Origin of the sequence: Streptomyces sp. NPDC102437 (assembly GCF_044765565.1) — a bacterium.
GTDB lineage: Bacteria > Actinomycetota > Actinomycetes > Streptomycetales > Streptomycetaceae > Streptomyces.
In genome coordinates this window covers 1-15,592 of sequence record NZ_JBIWKI010000022.1, presented here as the reverse complement: position 1 = coordinate 15,592, position 15,592 = coordinate 1, and the positions used below count along the sequence as shown (strand labels likewise).

Here is a 15,592-nt window from a genome sequence, read left to right as displayed (position 1 = left end):
TGAGGCCGGTCCCACGCCGACCGGCGCAGTCGTCGGTCGTGGGCCCTTCTTCCAGCCGTCGTCCCTGAAACGACAATATGGCCACCCCCAGTGATACACCACCCGTACTGGTTACGACAGTGCGAAAATGGTACGAAAGGTTGCGCGGGTGCTTCCGGTGCCCGTCAGCGGCCGGGCCGGGCGGCGCGCAGGGTGCGGCCGGTGTCCTCTGTCCGTTCCGCGGCGTTCTCCGTCCGGCCTATGGCCGACTCCCATTCCGCCCGGTCGGGGCCGTCGAACCGGGGTGCGAAGTCCGGGTGTTGGCCGAGCCAGTGGGCCAGCCGGGCGCGTACCTCCTCGGTGCCGTAGGCCTGATCGGCGGTGAGCTGGAGGTGGCGGACCTTCGCTCGTGCGCGCATGACCAGCGGGTCGTCGAACGCGCAGGCGGCGAGGGCGGCCCGCTCGCGGGCGGCGGTGGTGGGGGGACCGGTGGACACCCTTGCGGGATCGCCGAGTTGAGCGGCGTTGGCCCGGTCCGCGGCGACCTGGGCGTCGAACCGCAGGCGCAGGGTCTGCGAAAGCCATCGGTGGTATGCGTCGGTGAACGCCGCCGGATCCGAGGCGCCGCCGGCGTTCCGGGCCACCCATTGCGCCGCCTCCAGGGCCATGGCCACTCCCTGTCCCATCGTGGGATTGGTGTACGCGACCGAGTCCCCGACGCCGACGAGGCCGGTGACCACGGGCCCGTCGGCGTCGGCCGGTGTCGTCCAGCGATTGTGCAGGCCCCCCATCGCGAGCACTCCGGAGACCGGCTCGGGCTCCAGCGCCAGCCAGGCCGCGATGGCTGGAAACGTCCGCGCGACCCGCTCGAACACCGCCGGGTCCCGGAGCGCCGCGCGGGTCGGATCGGCGGTGGACACCGTCAAGGAGGCGGCGAAGATGCCGTTGTCCGACGGGAACACCCCGCCGATCGCGAATGCAGAGGTCGAACCCGCCTTGACGCGTCCGGCATCACGCGGTCCGGCGGGGCGCAGCCGGTACCAACGGCAGAAGTACGCGATCCGGACGCGGTGGTTCTCCACGACGGCGTCCCGGCAGCCCGCCGCGGACAGCCAGCGGGGCACCGGCGAGCGGCGGCCCCCGGCATCGAGCACCAGATCCGCATCGTGCGTCCCGGAGGCGGACCGTACCCCCGTGACCTGCGGGACGTCCCCGCGCCGGTCGACGAGGAGCCCGTCGACGGGCTCCCCGAGCCGTACCTCGACGCCCGGATCGCGGTGCACCGCATCGTGCAGGGCGACCTCCAGCACGATGCGCCGAGTCTGGATCGTCACCAGGTCCTCGTCGCCGGGACGGGCGGGCCCGCGGTCGTCGAACCACTCGAATTCATTGCGTTCCCGGGCGCCCATGCGCAGCATCGCGCGGTACACATCCGGAACCTCGGCGCGAAGTACGGTCCGGACCGGGGCCAGGAGGCCGTGCGGCTGGACCGCCTGCGGCACACCGGGGCGGTGCCAGTCGAAGAATTCCCGGTCGGCATCCGGTCCCGGACGGTGACCGTCGCGTTCGAACAGAGTCACTCGATGACCCCGCCGCCCCAAGAACAACGCGGCGGCCAGGCCGCCGATCCCGCCACCGACAATCGCAACCCGCGTCAATGTGGTCCCCTCCACGCCGTGTTGCGGACCAACCGTATCCCAGGGCCGGGGGGCGAGCCGCTGCCGGGTCCGGGGCCCCGGCGTGACTGGAGCGGGAGAGCCCAACCCCGCTCCACCAGCCGCTCGGTCACCGAAAGCGCCATGCGCAGCGCGCTCGCCCGGTCCGCACCGCGCTGGCCGAGGACCACACGGGTACTCAACCCGTCTAACAGGGCCAGGAGTTCGGAAGCGCGGGTCGCCGTGTCGGGGTCCTCGGCGAAGCGGCCCTGCCGCACGCCCTTGGCGAGAAGCGATTCGAGGTCCTCCTGCCAGCCGCGGTCGATCTCGGCCTGCGCCTGTCGCAGCGGCTCGTTCGACGCGGTGCGCGCCCACAGTTCGATCCACAGCGTCCAGCGCGGATCGCGCGCTCCGAGCGGCGCCGCGACCCTCGACGAGGTCCACGCCCGCATCCGCGCCTGGCACACCGCCGACCCCGACGCCGGGTGGATCGAGGCGGAAGCATTCGACTACTCGGCCATCCCGGACGGCCGGATGCCCACCGCCGCCGACCTCGAACCGGTCACCGGCGACGTACCGGCCTTCGTGCTCAGCTACGACGTGCACACCGCCTGGGTCAACACCGCGGGCCTGCGCCACATCGGCATCGACCGCGACCGCACCCACCTGCCGTTCGGCGAAGCCGTGACCGACCCGGCCACGGGTGGACCCACCGGTTTCATCAAGGACTTCGCGGTCAAGGGCCTGTCCCGCGACGGCCACCGCGCCCTGAAGCAGCTGGGTCTTCCGTGGGCCTCGCCCGACCGGCAGTACGGGCGGCTCGCCAAGTCCCTGGACGACGCCATTCGCTTCGGCATCACCACCGTGGTCGAACCCCAGAACTCGCTCGACGACCTCCCGCTCTTCGACCGCGCACGCGCCGAGGGCCGGCTCAAGTCCCGCATCGTCGCCGCCCTCGTCCACCCGCGCGGCACCACCGACGCCGACCTCGACGACTTCGCCACCGCCGCCCACCGCTACGACGACGACCGGATCCGGGTCGGACTGCTCAAGCTCTACATCGACGACGTGGTGGAGCCGCGGACCGCGGCACTGCTGGAACCCTACGCGGGCTGCCGCCACCACCGGGGCGACACCTTCTACCCGCCCGAGGAGTTCGCCGAGCTGCTGACGAAGCGGACGCCCGCGGCTTCCAGTGCTTCGTCCACGCTACCGGCGACCGGGGCATCCGCACGGTACTGGACGCCGTCGAGCGGGCCCGCACGGTCAACGGGGAGCGGGACGCCCGCCACCCGGTCGTCCACGTCGAGTGCCTGGACCCCGAGGACACCCCGCGGTTCGCCGCCCTGGGCGCGGTCGCGTGCATGCAGCCCCGGCACTGCGCCCCCGAGGTCGCCGGCCCCGGCAAGGACTGGGCACAGAACATCGGGGAGGAGCGCTGGCACAAGGCATGGCCGATGCGCAGCCTGCACACGGCCGGGGCCGTGCTCGCGCTCTCCAGCGACTGGAACGTGGCGGAGATGGACCCGATGATCGGCATCCACACCGCGGTCACCCGGCGTCCGCTCGGCGGTGGTGAGCCCTGGATACCGCAGGAGACGATCAGCGTGGAGACCGCGGTCCACGGCTACACGATGGGCTCGGCGTACGCCAACTTCCTGGACGACGAGCGGGGTTCGCTGACCGCCGGCAAGGCGGCCGACTTCGTGGTCCTGTCCCGTGACATCCTGCGCGCCGCACCCGAGGACATCCCCGGCACCGTCGCGGAGCCCGTCGTGGTCGGCGGAGTCGTGGAACACACCGCGTGAGAGGACCGGGCCTCCCGGACCGAAACGCCCCGACGGCCTCCCGGAGTGCCACGCTTCCGCGTGCCCCGGGAGGCCGTCGGCATTCATGCCGTATGTGGTGCGAGGTGGGGTGACCCGCGACGCCGTCAGGTGCCGTACGGACCACCCACCGGTCAGGCGGCCTGGATCTCGTAGAGCGCGAAGTTGCCCCACTGGAGGTTGGCGTCACGGACCGTCAGCCGCAGTCGCTCGGTCGTCACCCGCTGCGGCAGGGTGATCGTGCGCTGCTCGACGGTCGACGTGTTTCCCGCCCAGACCAGTTGCTGCCCGGCGACCTGGGTCACCCAGGCCGAGCCGTTCCAGGTCTGCACATCGAGCTGTTCGATGCCCTGGCCGGCGGCGAAGGCGGTGTGCAGGGTGACGGTGCCGACGCTGGTGGGCCGGCGGAAGTCCACGTCGATGGTGCCGGGAAAGGTGACCCCGGAGGACACGCTGCTCCACGCGGTCGCGGTGTTCCCGTCGACCATCCGGTAGGCGTGACTGTTGCCGAGCGTGGCGTACGAGGTGGTGACGACCGGCTGCAGCGGGGCTCCGGTGAACTGGTGGAAGCCCCGGTCGGGAGCGGTGGCCGGGACCGTGTTGCCGAAGTAGTCCTTGATGCCCTGCGTCACCGTCGCGCCGCGTCCCCTGGCGGGGGAGTCGGACTGGAGCCCGTAGCCCGCCGCTTCGGTGCCGATGGAGACCAGCTTCGGGTCCGCCTTGATGGCGTTGATGTCGCCGGAGGGGGCGACGGGAGTGTCGGTGCCCCAGTAGAGGTTGGAGTCGTAGACCGTGTTGTTGGCGGTGTCGTAGCCGGCCGTGGTCCGGTTGTAGAAGATGTTGTTGCGGATGTCGATGCCGCCGGCGTTGTTGTAGATGTGCACGATCTTGCCGAGAGGATAGTCGCCAGCCCCGGTGTACGGCGGGTGCACGGTGACGACCCGGCCGCTCGCGTAGATCGTGTTGTTGTAGATCGCGGTGCCCGACGTCTCGGTGGAGAGGCTGAAGACCTCGAAGCCGTCGTCCTTGCTCAGGTTGTAGCGGACCACGGTGTCCTTGGTCGGCGCTCCCTTGAAGGAGACGGTGATGAAGAACCCGCCGTCGTTGTCGTGGCTGTAGTTGTACTGGACGACGCTGCGGTTGTTGTCGGCGTCCGCGTCGAAGCCGTGACCGTCGGTGCCCGGCCCGTTGAAGCCGGAGCCCGACACCTCGTTGCGCTGCACGAGCAGGTCGTCGTTGCCCTGCCACCAGATGCCGACGTTGCCGCCCTTGGTGTTGAGCCGGCCGGTGGCGGCCTTGTGGACGCGGTTGCCCTCGATGACGGCGCCCTTGGTGTGCATGGGGGTGATGCCGCCGGCCGTCACGTCATGGACGTAGTTGTCACGGATCTTGACATTGGTGCTGGGCGTCCAGGTGACGACCTCGCTGTCGGGGATTGCGGTCTCCACCGGGTACAGGCTCGTCATGCCGTTGCGCCGGGACCAGGTGGACCAGTTGATGATCCCGTACGAACGGATCTTGCTGACCTCGTTCTTCTCCACCACCAGGTTGTCGAAGAACGTGGGCGTCGTGTTGCCGCGGATGGAGATCAGCAGCCCCGCCGAGCTGACCGTGCTGCCGCCGGGCCCGTCCACGTCATGGATGTTCAGATTGCGCAGGGTGACGTTGGACAGCTTGCCCGCGTCCTTGCCGAACAGGTTCACACCGGAGCGGGGCGTGGTGCTGTCGCTCCAGTTGGTCACCTCAAGACCGTCGAGCGTGAAGTCGTGGACGTTGTTGAGCTTGACCGCGACATCGGTCGTGCCGCCGCCCTCGATCAGCGGCTTGGCACCGGTGCCGTACGAGCCGACGAGCGCGGGACTGCCGACCGCCCCCGCCCCCTGCACATCCAGCCGTCCCTTCCACCGCTGACCTGCCTTGAACAGCAGCTGGTCACCGGGGCCCAGCGTCAACTGGCTGGCCCTGGCAAGGGACTTCCAGGCAGCCGCCGCGTTCCGGCCCGATGCGCTGTCATTGCCGGATTCGGCGTCGACGTAGTACGTGATGCCGGCCGCGCGCGGATGGGACTGCTTCGCGGGCGCCGCCTGCGCGGGCGCCACCGCCACCGCGGAGAGGGGGAGAGCGAGAGCCGCCAGGAGCGCCCCCGCGATCCGACTTCGCCGGGCGGGTGGGGTACTCGGGATACGTGAGGTACGCAAGTCTCGGTCCTTCCGATTGGATTGCCGGTCTCTGTTGCGCGTTACTTGCCGATCCCTGCAGTCATGCCTTCGACGATGCGACGGCCCAGCCAGAGGTAGAGCACGATCATGGGGTAGACCAGGATCACGATTCCGGCGAACAGGGCGCCCCAGTCGGAGCTGTACTGCATGGAGCTATAGAGGCTGAGAAGGGCCGCGGGCAGCGTGCGCTCCTCAGGCGTCGGGGTGATCAACAAGGCGAGCAGGGTCTCGTTCCACAGGCCGATGACGTTGAGGATGAGCACCGTCATCACACCCGGCTTGGCCACCGGCAGCACGACCTGGACGAAGGCGCGCAGCGGACCCGCACCGTCCAGCTCGGCCGCCTCCTCGATCTCGTGGGGCAGTGAGCGCATGTAGCCGGTCAGTACGAACACGGCGAACGGGAGCGACAGCACCACCTGGAAGACCAGGAGCGTGATCCGGTTGTCCCACCAGCCGGTCACCCAGTCGATCATGAACGTGGACACGGAAAGCTTGATCACGATGATGGGGATCACGATCGTCTGGACCGGGATGCTGAGTCCCATCGCGAAATACCCGGTGAGCCGCCCGGCGGCGCGCCGGTCGGAGCGGGCCAGTACATACGCGGCGGGCGCCGACAGCGCGACGATCAGCAGGGCTCCGACCACCGTCAGGACGGTGCTGTTGAGCGCGGCGGCGGAGAAGCCGGCCGCCTTCCACGCCGCGGAGTAGTTGCCCCACTCGATGGGGTCCGGCAGCGCGAACGGCGAGAGCCAGACCTGCCCGGAGTCCTTGAGCGACTGGAGGCCCACCCAGGCGACCAACGCGAGGTTGAAGACGACCCAGGCCCACAGCGCGACGGTCGTCGCACGCGGCACCAGAATGTCGCCGAGCAGGCGCCTCATGAAAGCTCCACACGTTCGCGGCGGGTGACACGCCGGGTCAGTACGATGAGGATCGTCGTGACGATCAGGATGACGACGCCCATGGCGGCACCCGAACCCAGCTCGGGCACACCGCTGCCGGCCACCGAGGCGTACTGCTGCACCGCCACGGTGCGGGCCTGGATCGGCGGACTCGCCGGTGTGCCGGCCGTGGTGAAGGCGATCACGATCTCGAACACCTTCAGGCTGTTGACCACCCACAGCACGGCCGACACCGCGAACACGTCCCAGGTCAGCGGGAGTGTGATGTGCCGGAACTGCTCCCACTTCGTGGCGCCCATCAGCTTGGCGTCCTCGTAGAGGTAGGGCGGGATGGAGTCGGCGGCCGACATCATCAGCGCCACGTAGAAGCCGGTGCTCGACCACACAAGCCCGGCGACGATGCACTTGAACACCATGTCCGGGCCCAGCCACGGCCGCCCCTGGATGCCGACCCAGCCCAGGACCGTATTGACCGCGCCGTCGGGATTGAGCAGGAAGCCGATGGCCACGCCGACCGCGATCACCGAGATGATCATCGGCAGGAAGATCACGGACCGGATGAAGGCCCGGCCCTTGAGCTGCCGCAGCACCATCATGGACAGGAACGTGAAGGCGAAGACCAGGACCCCGCCGCCGAAGGCCAGCACGAAGGTGTTGACGAAGGCGGTGCGGAAGGCCTCGCTGCGCGTCAGGTCGAGGTAGTTGCCCAGACCGTTCCACGTCATGGCGGAACCGGGCCCCGTCCATTTGTTGAAACTGACCCAGAAGCCGAACAGCGAAGGCAGGACGAAGAGCGCGGAGTAGGCGATCAGGGCGGGGAGAAGGAAGGGCCAGAAGGCGCGCTCACGTGCCGGCCGCACCCGTTTGCCCCCCTTGCCCGCGGCGGGTGCCGCCACTGCCGCGGGCGGGGTGAGTGTTGCTGTCCCCATGGGCTCAGCCCTTGCCGGCGAGGTAGTCGGTGACCTTCTTCTTGCCGGTCTTCACGAAGGCCGCGGCATCGATCTTGCCGGAGAGCAACTCGTCGTCCAGGGGCAGGAAGACGTTGTTCCACCAGTTCTTGTCCGTGACCATGTCGTCGTAGGTGCGGTGGGTGAACTTCGCCTCGGCGACGTCCTTCTGCACACCCGCCAGGTAGCCGGGCGCGGGGACGTCCGGACGCGCGGGGATGTTGTGCGCGGCGGTGGAGATCTTCTCCGCGTACTTCTTCTGCATCGCGAAGGCGAGGAACTCCTTGGCCGCCTCGATGTTGTGGCCCTTGGCGTTCACGCCCCAGCCGAGCGTGCCGACCTCCACGGAGTTCTTGCCGCCGGCCGGCAGCTGGAACGAGGCGACCTCGGTCCCCTTGGCCTGCTTCGCGTCGGTCTCGGCGGCCAGCCAGGTGCCGTTGAGGTTCAGGTCGTACTTGCCCTGGGCCCAGGCGTCCTGCGCCGCAGGGTACTTGGTGGCCATGAAGTCCTTCTGGAAGTAGCCGCCGTCGGCCAGCTGCTCCACCTTCTCGGCCGCCGCGAGGACGGCCGGCTTGTCCCAGGCGGCCGGGTCCTTGCGCAGGGCGTTGAGGCTGCCGGCCCCCTCGGATCGGACCAGGGCCGAGTAGAACCAGTACGCGTTGTAGAAGTTGACCGTGCCGTCCTGACCCAGCGGCGTGCGGCCGTCCTTCTTCGCCTTGTCGAGATAGGCGATGAACTCGTCCCACGTCTTGGGAGCGAGCCCCGCGTGCTTGGAGGCGTCGTACCAGACCGCGGTGGAGATCACGGTGTGGGCCATGAAGCGGACGTGGTCCTTGTCGGTCGACGCGTTCACCACCGACTCCGGCAGCACGTCCCGCACCTTCTTGCCCTCGCCGGGCACCTTCATGTCCAGGACGTCGTCGAGCGGCGCGGCGAGGTTCTGCGTGACGAAGGCGCCGACGCTGTCGGTGGAGGTGTCGAACAGGTCCGGGCCCTGGCCCGCGTTCATCTCGGTGGGGAGGGTGTCGGTGCCCTTGCGGCCCACGAACTTCAGGTCGACCTTGGTGCCGGTCGCCTCGGTGAAGTCGTCGGCTATCGACTTGATGAGCTTGCCCTGCGGCTCGTCGGCCCCCCAGGAGGAGGTGTAGACGAGCTCCTTCTCCGAGGTGGCGGAACCGTTCTTCTTGCCGCAGGCGCCTACGCTCAGGGCGAGAGCTCCGACGGTGAGCATGACTGTCAACTTACGCACGGGGGTGTGCCTTTCGTGAGGGTGACCGGTGAGCGCGGGATCCGGCGGGCGTGGCGCCACGGCCGGGGATCAGTGCGACAGGAGGGACACGACGGTGCCGGTGCGGCGGGCCTGCTCGGCCGCCCAGACGACCCGGTGCGTGGCCAGGCTCTCCGCACCGTCGGTGAGTACCAGGGAGGGCTTGTTCTTGTCGATGGCATCGACGAACGCGTCGAACAGGGCCGCGTCCCCGCCGCCGTGCCCGGTGGCGGCCGTGGGATCGCCGCTCGCTCCGGTGTCGATGACGGTGACCTCGTCGGTCACGAAGTCGTGCACGCGCAGCACGACTCCGTCCCCGTCGATGGAGCCCCGGGTGCCGAAGATCCGGGTCTTGCGGTGCTCCAGCGCCGCGAACGCGGTGACCGTGCAGGTGGCGGAGGTGCCGTCGGTGAACTCCATGGTCACCACCTGGGTGTCGACCACGTCGTTGTCACAGGTGTACGCGCATCGGCCGTACGGGCCCTCGCGCAGCGCCGCGAGCACGCCTTCCTTCGTGTGGTCGGACGTGACCGCGGACAGCGGCCAGAACTCCTTGTCCGCGTCGCCCAGACAATCGAGGTAGATGCGCTTGGCGGAGTACGGGCAGGTGGATTCCACCGGGCACTCCACGCAGCGGTCCGTCGCACCCTCGGGCCGGTTCTCGGCCCGGAAGTGCACCAGATTCCCGAAGGACGACACCCGCTCGGGCAGCGCCCCCTTGACGTGGGCGATCCAGTCGAGGTCGTGGCAGGCCTTGGTCATCAGCATCGGCCCGGACCCCTCCTCGCTGCGCCAGTTTCCCCGTACGAACGAGTGGGCCTGATGCCACCAGCCGACCTGTTCCAGGTGCTGGATGTTCATCACGTCGCCGATCCGCCCCTCGGCGATCAGCTCCCTGAGCCTGATCGTGTAGGGCGTGTAGCGCATGACATGGCAGACGGCCAGCAGAACGTCATTGCGGTCGGCGGCCGAGGAGATGGCGGCAGCCTCCTCCTCGCTCTGCGCCATCGGCTTCTCCAGGAGCAGGTGGTAGCCGAGATCGGCCGCCCGCACCGCGGGTTCCGTGTGCATGCTGTCCTGCGTCGAGATCACCGCCGCGTCGGCCAGCCGGTCCCGGGCGAGCAGATCCCGCCAGTCGGCGAAGACGTTCTCGGCCGGTACGGCGTGCGCGGCTGCCATGTTCTGCCTGCGTTCCGGGTCAGGTTCGGCCACGGCCACAACACGCGCCATGCCGGTCTCCAGAGCACGCCGCGCATAGCTCATACCGCGCAGCCCCGCCCCGATGATGGCGAGAGTGACCACAAAAACCCCCTCGGACTTGCGACTTACTAATGCAAGCTGTTTTTATTTCTCATGTACAGAGCCTGTCAAGGGAGTGACGGTGACAATTTCCGGAGGCGACACCTCGCGGCTGCGGCGCATCAATCTGGTCACGACGCTTCGCGCCCTGCGCGGCCAGGGCCCCCTCAGTCTCACCGAGGTCACCAGACGCACAGGTCTGTCCCGCCCGACCGTGGAGAGCCTGACGGAGGAGCTGCTCGGCTCGGGATGGCTGAAGGAACTGCCACCTCAGCCGGGCCACATGGGCCGCCCCGCCAGACTGTTCACCTTCCACTCGACCGGCGACTACGTGCTCGGGATCGACATCGGCTCGTACAGCATCAGAGCGGCCGTCGCCGACCTCGACGGCACGGTAGTGGCGGCCCGCACGGAGCGGGTGAGCGCGGACGCGGGGCGTTCCGTACGCCTGGCCGCCGTGCGCGCGACGGCCGTCGGGGCGCTGGAATCGGCGACGGTCCGGTCCGCCCAGCTCGCCGCCGTCTGCGTCGGCACCACAGGCGTGGTCAGCCATGACGGCCGGGTCAAACGCTGCGTCGGCCTGCCGGAATGGGACGGTCTGGACCTTGCGGGGGAGTTGGGCGCCGACTTCGACTGCCCGGTCCTGGTGGAGAACGACTGCAATCTCGCCGCACTCACGGAGGGCTGGATCGGCGAGGCCCAGGGTGTGGATGACGTGGCCTTCGTGCTGTCCGGAGTGCGCACCGGTGCCGGTCTGCTGATCGGCGGCCGGGTGCACCGGGGGCGCGGGGGAGCGGCCGGTGAGATCGGTGCCCTGCCCCTGCTGGGCTGGCACCGGGCCACCTCGCATCTGACGGGCTATCCGAAGATACCGGCGGACATCCTGCCCCAGGAGGCGGCCGAGTACGTCTTCGCCCAGGCCCGCACCGGCGAACCGGCCGCCCGCTGGGCCGTGGAGCAGTACGCCCACGACCTGGCCGAAGGCATTGCCGCACTGGTCCTGGCCCTGGACCCCGAGCTCGTCGTGATCGGCGGCGGGGTCTCGCGCTCCGGTGACGTACTGCTGGAGCCGCTGCGGCGGCACCTGGACCCGCTGTGCCTGGAACCTCCGGCCCTGGCGGTCTCCACCCTCTCCGACCAGGCCGTGGTGCTGGGCGCCGTCCGGCTCGCCCTCGACCATGTGGACGCCCAGCTCTACGACGTGGACACGGTGCTGCCCGCACCCTCGTCCTGAACCCCGCCCCTGGGCGCGGCGCGTCCCTGTCCGTCCCGTCGCGCACCTCTTGTCCTGTCACCACCCCCTCTTAATAAAAGTCTCTGTATATGTGGGGCGGGTGTCCTCAGGGGGACGGGTCACAGCCACCGTCCTGACACTGCGGGCGTGGCCGGGGGTTTGTCTGCCGCTGCCGCCGCTGCCGCCGCTGCCGCCGCTGCCGCCGCTGCCCCGCGCTCAGCGGCGCAGGGCGGTCTCCTGCGCCATGTGCGACAGCTTCTCGGGATTGCGCACGGCGTAGACCGCAGAGACGAGACCGCCGGTGATGCGCAGCGTGATGACGGTGTCGAGCACGCCGTCGAGCCGGACGATCAGCGCCGGGTAGGCGTTGACCTGTGCCGGCAGCAGCGAGACCTCGGTGACCCGTCCCAGCCCGGTGGCCAGCAGGCGGGCCACCCTGTCGACCCCCACGACCGGGTGCAGGACGGCCTGCTTGATTCCGCCGCCGTCGCCCATGAGGGCCACGTCCGGCGCGAGGATGTCGAGCAGGCCCTGCAGATCGCCCGTCTCGGTCGCCCGCCGGAACGCATCGAGTGCTTCGCGGGTCTCGGCCGGGGAGACGACCTCGCGCGGTCGGCGCGCGGCGACGTGGGTCCGTGCCCGGTGCGCGATCTGGCGGACCGCGGCCGGGCTCTTCTCGACGGCCTCGGCGATCTCGTCGTACTCGACGTCGAACACCTCGCGCAGCACGAACACCGCCCGCTCGGTCGGTGCGAGGGTCTCCAGCACCAGGAGCATCGCCGTCGAGACGCTGTCCGCCAGCTCGATGTCCTCGGCCACGTCGGGTGCGGTGAGCAGCGGTTCGGGCAGCCAGGAGCCGACGTAGGACTCCTTGCGGCGGCCGAGCGTACGCAGTCGGCTCAGCGCCTGACGCGTGGCGATCCTGACCAGGAACGCGCGCTGGTTCTGCACCATGCCGAGATCGACACCAGCCCACCGCAGCCAGGTCTCCTGCAACACGTCCTCCGCGTCGGCGGCCGAGCCGAGCATCTCGTACGCGACGGTGAACAGCAGGCCGCGATGGGCGACGAACGCCTCGGTGGCCGGGTCCGTGCGTACGCCGTCTCCGACCCACCCGGCCGTGTCCGCTCCGCCCTCGCTGTGCTCGCTCTTCACCGGCTGCTCCTGCCTGTTCGCTCTCGACGGTGCCACGCGCACAAGACGCCGCTCCGCGCCGGTCTGTGACACCGATGGGCAGTGGCGCAGGTCACACAGAAGGAACTGTCACAACGATCGGGGCGGCGGCGTCTGGTGTCCGTCGAGTGCAACACCACGAGTGAGGACGAGGCCATGGACGCCCGATTCAACCTGTTCGAGAACGAGACCGCCGCCAAGTTCGCCAAGCGGTTCGCCAACGCCGGCCTGGTGATCCAGCAGTCGTCGCTCCCGCAGTCCACCCAGGAACTGGTGTCGCTGCGGGCCAGCCAGATCAACGGCTGCGGTTGGTGCATCGACATGCACACCAAAGAGGCCGCGGCCGCCGGTGAGACCGCGCTCCGGCTCAACCTGGTCGCGGCGTGGCGAGAGTCCACCGTGTTCACCGAGGCCGAACGGGCCGCGCTGGCGCTCGCCGAGGAGGGCACCCGACTCGCGGATGCCCACGAAGGCGTGTCCGACGAGACCTGGGCCGCGGTGCGCAAGCACTACGACGACGACCAGGTCGCCTCATTGGTCGCCCTGGTCGCCCTGATCAACGCGGCCAACCGGCTCGCCGTGATCGTGCATCTGAAGGGCGGTTCCTACGAGCCCGGCATGTTCGCCGCCTCGCTCGACTGACCGGCGGACGGCGGACGGCGGCAGGGCGAGAAGCGCGAAGGGCGCCTGGGGAGCAGCTGCTCCCCAGGCGCCCTTCGCGGCGTGTCCGGACAGGGACGGCCGGGACAGTGGGCCCGGCCGGATCAGACCGCCGGTGCCGGGTAGGTCGGGTACTCCACACCGGAGACGTGCTGCACGACGCGGATGACCTGGCACGAGTAGCCGAACTCGTTGTCATACCAGAGGTAGAGGATCGCGTTGTCGCCGTCGACCTTGGTGGCGCCGGCGTCGACGATCGAGGCGTGGCGCGAACCCATGAAGTCGCTCGACACGGCGTCGGGCGCGGTGGTGAAGTCGATCTGGCGCTTGAGCGGCGAGGTCAGCGACACGTTGCGGAGGTAGTCGAGGACCTCCTCACGGTTCGTCTCGCGCCCGAGCCGCAGGCTGAGGATCGCGATCGAGACGTCCGGCACCGGGACCCGGATCGAGCTGCCGGTGATCGGCGCCTTGAGCTCGGGCAGCGCCTTGGCGACGGCGGACGCGGCACCGGTCTCGGTGATGACCATGTTCAGCGGCGCGGAACGGCCGCGGCGATCGGCCTTGTGGTAGTTGTCCAGCAGGTTCTGGTCGTTGGTGAACGAGTGGACGGTCTCCACGTGGCCACGCAGGACGCCGTACTCGTCCGCCATCGCCTTCAGCGGCGGCACGATCGCGTTGGTGGTGCAGGACGCGCAGGACAGGATCTGCTCGTCCGGCTTGATCGTGTCGTGGTTGACGCCGTGCACGATGTTGGGGACGTCGCCCTTGCCCGGAGCGGTCAGGACGACCTTGTCGATGCCGGGACGCAGGTGCTTGGACAGGCCCTCGCGGTCGCGCCACTTGCCGGTGTTGTCGATGAGGATGGCGTCCTTGATGCCGTACGCCGTGTAGTCGACCTCGGACGGATCGTTGGCGTAGATCACCTTGATCTCGTTGCCGTTGGCGACGATGGTGTTCTTCGCCTCGTCCACGGTGATCGTGCCCTGGAACTGGCCGTGGATCGAGTCGCGGCGCAGCAGCGAGGCACGCTTGACGATGTCCTGGTCGCCGCCCCGGCGGACGACGATGGCGCGCAGCCGCAGTCCGTTGCCGGAGCCGGCCTTCTCGATCAGCAGTCGGGCGACGAGGCGGCCGATGCGGCCGAATCCGTACAGGACGACATCGCGTCCGTCACCGCGCTCGATCTTGTTGGCACCTGTGGCCCCGGCGACGGCCCCGGCGGTGAACTCCTCGATGGAGAGACCGCGGTCGTCGGCCGCGTAGGTCGCGGCGAGCATGCCGATGTCGATCTGGGAAGGGCCGAGGTCGAGCGTGGTGAGGGCCTGGAGGAACGGCAGCGTCTCGGTGACCGACAGCTCCTCACCGGCGATCTGGCGGGCGAATCGGTGGGTCTTCAGGATGCTGACCACCGACTTGTTCACCAAGGATCGGCTGTGGAGCAGGATCGTTACGTCCCGCTCCCGGTGCAGTTTCCCGATGACCGGGATCATCGACTCCGCGATCTCCTCGCGGTTCTTCCAGCTGGTGAACGAGTCGTCATTGACAGTCACAGGTTTATCTTTCGAGCTAGGCGGCGCTCATATGCTAACCCCTCGCTACTTTGATCATTCAAATGGGTCGTCGGAGACGGGTCCGAGCGCCCCGTGCCGGGACCGTCCTCGGCCGGTGCCGGGCTGGCGAGATGGTCCGGCATGGCCGGTCCGGGCAGGCCGCGGTACAGCAGCCGGCTCGGGGCGGGCGTGAGGGTCGGCGGGGTGAGCGCCGTCTGCAGGGATGTGGCGTCGGCGACGCCTCCGATGAGCGGGCCGGCCAGGCCGCCGACACCGGCGGACGTCGATGAAGGTGCTGGTGGACGACCAGCCGCAGCGATGGGCGACCGTCGTCACCGGTACGTCGTCGGCCGGCATGCGAAGGGCGTGGTGCAGGCGCAATTGGGCAGATGGCCCGGTTGCCGGGCGCGAACCAGGTGCCCGCCCCGGTAGTGACCGCGAGGACGCCGGAGCCCGCGTAGGCGACCTGGTGGTCGTCGTGGCGGTGTGTGCGTCGGTGCGCTCGCCGGGGGCCATCGTCTGCGTGGGGGCGGGTGCCTCGGGGGAATGACGGATGTCCGGCATGATCCGAACGAGAGGCTCTGGTTGAAGGGTGCCCAGGCTGCGCGGCCCGACGTTCCACCGTGCGCAGAACGCCCGCCTGAACCCTCGAAATGGCTCTGTGGATGTGATGCCACGCATAGGGGCCACGTCACATCCTAGGCCGGATAGTAGAAACAGTACCCCCCCAAGCAGCGCGAAAACGGTCCAGAGTATTTCATTTCGGACATTGCTCCGTATTGGGGTAGTACGTCACATCATTGACCCTCGTCCCGGCCGCCGCTAACCATGGTTCCCGTCGCAGTCCACCGCGACCGGCCCGGACGGACCACCCG

General features: G+C 69.3%; 11 protein-coding genes and 2 pseudogenes. 3 read left to right on the top strand and 10 right to left on the bottom strand.

The genetic code is table 11. From position 1 onward, the window contains the following. Nucleotides 1–164 precede the first annotated feature (164 nt). Both ACIRJP_RS26125 and ACIRJP_RS26120 read right to left on the bottom strand, forming a co-directional pair. Nucleotides 165–1,637 carry an NAD(P)/FAD-dependent oxidoreductase gene (locus ACIRJP_RS26125; RefSeq protein ID WP_404178749.1) on the bottom strand — a complete coding sequence of 491 codons (1,473 nt, stop codon included), beginning with the start codon at nt 1,635–1,637 and terminating at the stop codon, nt 165–167. After that, nucleotides 1,634–2,086 (bottom strand): TetR family transcriptional regulator C-terminal domain-containing protein, encoded by a 453-nt coding sequence (locus ACIRJP_RS26120; RefSeq protein WP_404178746.1) that lies wholly within the window; start codon nt 2,084–2,086, stop codon nt 1,634–1,636. The genes ACIRJP_RS26125 and ACIRJP_RS26120 overlap by 4 nt, the downstream gene beginning before the upstream one ends. Between ACIRJP_RS26120 and ACIRJP_RS26115 the strand changes: the two are divergent. Continuing rightward, nucleotides 1,998–3,442: pseudogene (locus ACIRJP_RS26115) on the top strand (amidohydrolase). The gene ACIRJP_RS26120 and the pseudogene ACIRJP_RS26115 overlap by 89 nt on opposite strands. Nucleotides 3,443–3,594: 152 nt before the next feature. Here ACIRJP_RS26115 and ACIRJP_RS26110 read toward each other — a convergent pair. The 5 genes from ACIRJP_RS26110 to ACIRJP_RS26090 form a co-directional block, all read right to left on the bottom strand. Next, nucleotides 3,595–5,658, bottom strand: coding sequence for a right-handed parallel beta-helix repeat-containing protein (locus ACIRJP_RS26110; RefSeq protein ID WP_404178743.1), 2,064 nt, complete (start codon nt 5,656–5,658; stop codon nt 3,595–3,597). A gap of 41 nt (nt 5,659–5,699) precedes the next feature. Further along, the gene (locus ACIRJP_RS26105) at nt 5,700–6,566 is read right to left on the bottom strand and encodes a carbohydrate ABC transporter permease (RefSeq protein ID WP_404178740.1); all 867 of its coding nucleotides are present in this window, start codon (nt 6,564–6,566) and stop codon (nt 5,700–5,702) included. Next, nucleotides 6,563–7,516 carry a carbohydrate ABC transporter permease gene (locus ACIRJP_RS26100; protein ID WP_404178737.1) on the bottom strand — a complete coding sequence of 318 codons (954 nt, stop codon included), beginning with the start codon at nt 7,514–7,516 and terminating at the stop codon, nt 6,563–6,565. The genes ACIRJP_RS26105 and ACIRJP_RS26100 overlap by 4 nt, the downstream gene beginning before the upstream one ends. A 4-nt stretch (nt 7,517–7,520) precedes the next feature. Then, nucleotides 7,521–8,783: an ABC transporter substrate-binding protein gene (locus ACIRJP_RS26095; RefSeq protein ID WP_404178734.1), complete on the bottom strand. Its 1,263-nt coding sequence runs from the start codon at nt 8,781–8,783 to the stop codon at nt 7,521–7,523. Between the two features lie 69 nt (nt 8,784–8,852). Beyond that, the gene (locus ACIRJP_RS26090) at nt 8,853–10,103 is read right to left on the bottom strand and encodes a Gfo/Idh/MocA family protein (protein ID WP_404178731.1); all 1,251 of its coding nucleotides are present in this window, start codon (nt 10,101–10,103) and stop codon (nt 8,853–8,855) included. Nucleotides 10,104–10,182: 79 nt separating this feature from the next. Here ACIRJP_RS26090 and ACIRJP_RS26085 point away from each other — a divergent pair, with 79 nt between their 5' ends. After that, nucleotides 10,183–11,334, top strand: a complete 1,152-nt coding sequence (locus ACIRJP_RS26085; protein ID WP_404178728.1) for an ROK family protein — start codon at nt 10,183–10,185, stop codon at nt 11,332–11,334. A gap of 216 nt (nt 11,335–11,550) precedes the next feature. Here the strand turns inward: ACIRJP_RS26085 and ACIRJP_RS26080 are convergent, their stop codons facing one another. Next, nucleotides 11,551–12,531, bottom strand: coding sequence for an RNA polymerase sigma-70 factor (locus ACIRJP_RS26080; RefSeq protein WP_404178725.1), 981 nt, complete (start codon nt 12,529–12,531; stop codon nt 11,551–11,553). Between the two features lie 132 nt (nt 12,532–12,663). Here ACIRJP_RS26080 and ACIRJP_RS26075 point away from each other — a divergent pair, with 132 nt between their 5' ends. Further along, on the top strand, nt 12,664–13,149 hold the full coding sequence (locus tag ACIRJP_RS26075; RefSeq protein ID WP_404178722.1) for a carboxymuconolactone decarboxylase family protein: 486 nt from the start codon (nt 12,664–12,666) through the stop codon (nt 13,147–13,149). A gap of 122 nt (nt 13,150–13,271) precedes the next feature. On the opposite strand, the gene ACIRJP_RS26070 is transcribed toward ACIRJP_RS26075, so the two are convergent. Together ACIRJP_RS26070 and ACIRJP_RS26065 are read right to left on the bottom strand one after the other, a co-directional pair. Beyond that, entirely contained in the window at nt 13,272–14,717 is a 1,446-nt protein-coding gene (locus ACIRJP_RS26070) for a glyceraldehyde-3-phosphate dehydrogenase (protein WP_404178719.1), read from the bottom strand. A 388-nt stretch (nt 14,718–15,105) separates the two neighbouring features. Next, nucleotides 15,106–15,281, bottom strand: a pseudogene (locus ACIRJP_RS26065) (AraC family transcriptional regulator); the annotation flags it as partial. Nucleotides 15,282–15,592: the final 311 nt, after the last annotated feature.

Excerpts from the sequence above, each read along its gene's own strand:
- ACIRJP_RS26075 (WP_404178722.1), top strand. The coding sequence starts at position 12,664 with ATGGACGCCCGATTCAACCTGTTCGAGAACGAGACCGCCGCCAAGTTC.
- ACIRJP_RS26100 (WP_404178737.1), bottom strand. The coding sequence starts at position 7,516 with ATGGGGACAGCAACACTCACCCCGCCCGCGGCAGTGGCGGCACCCGCC.
- ACIRJP_RS26105 (WP_404178740.1), bottom strand. The coding sequence starts at position 6,566 with ATGAGGCGCCTGCTCGGCGACATTCTGGTGCCGCGTGCGACGACCGTC.
- ACIRJP_RS26120 (WP_404178746.1), bottom strand. The coding sequence starts at position 2,086 with ATGCGGGCGTGGACCTCGTCGAGGGTCGCGGCGCCGCTCGGAGCGCGC.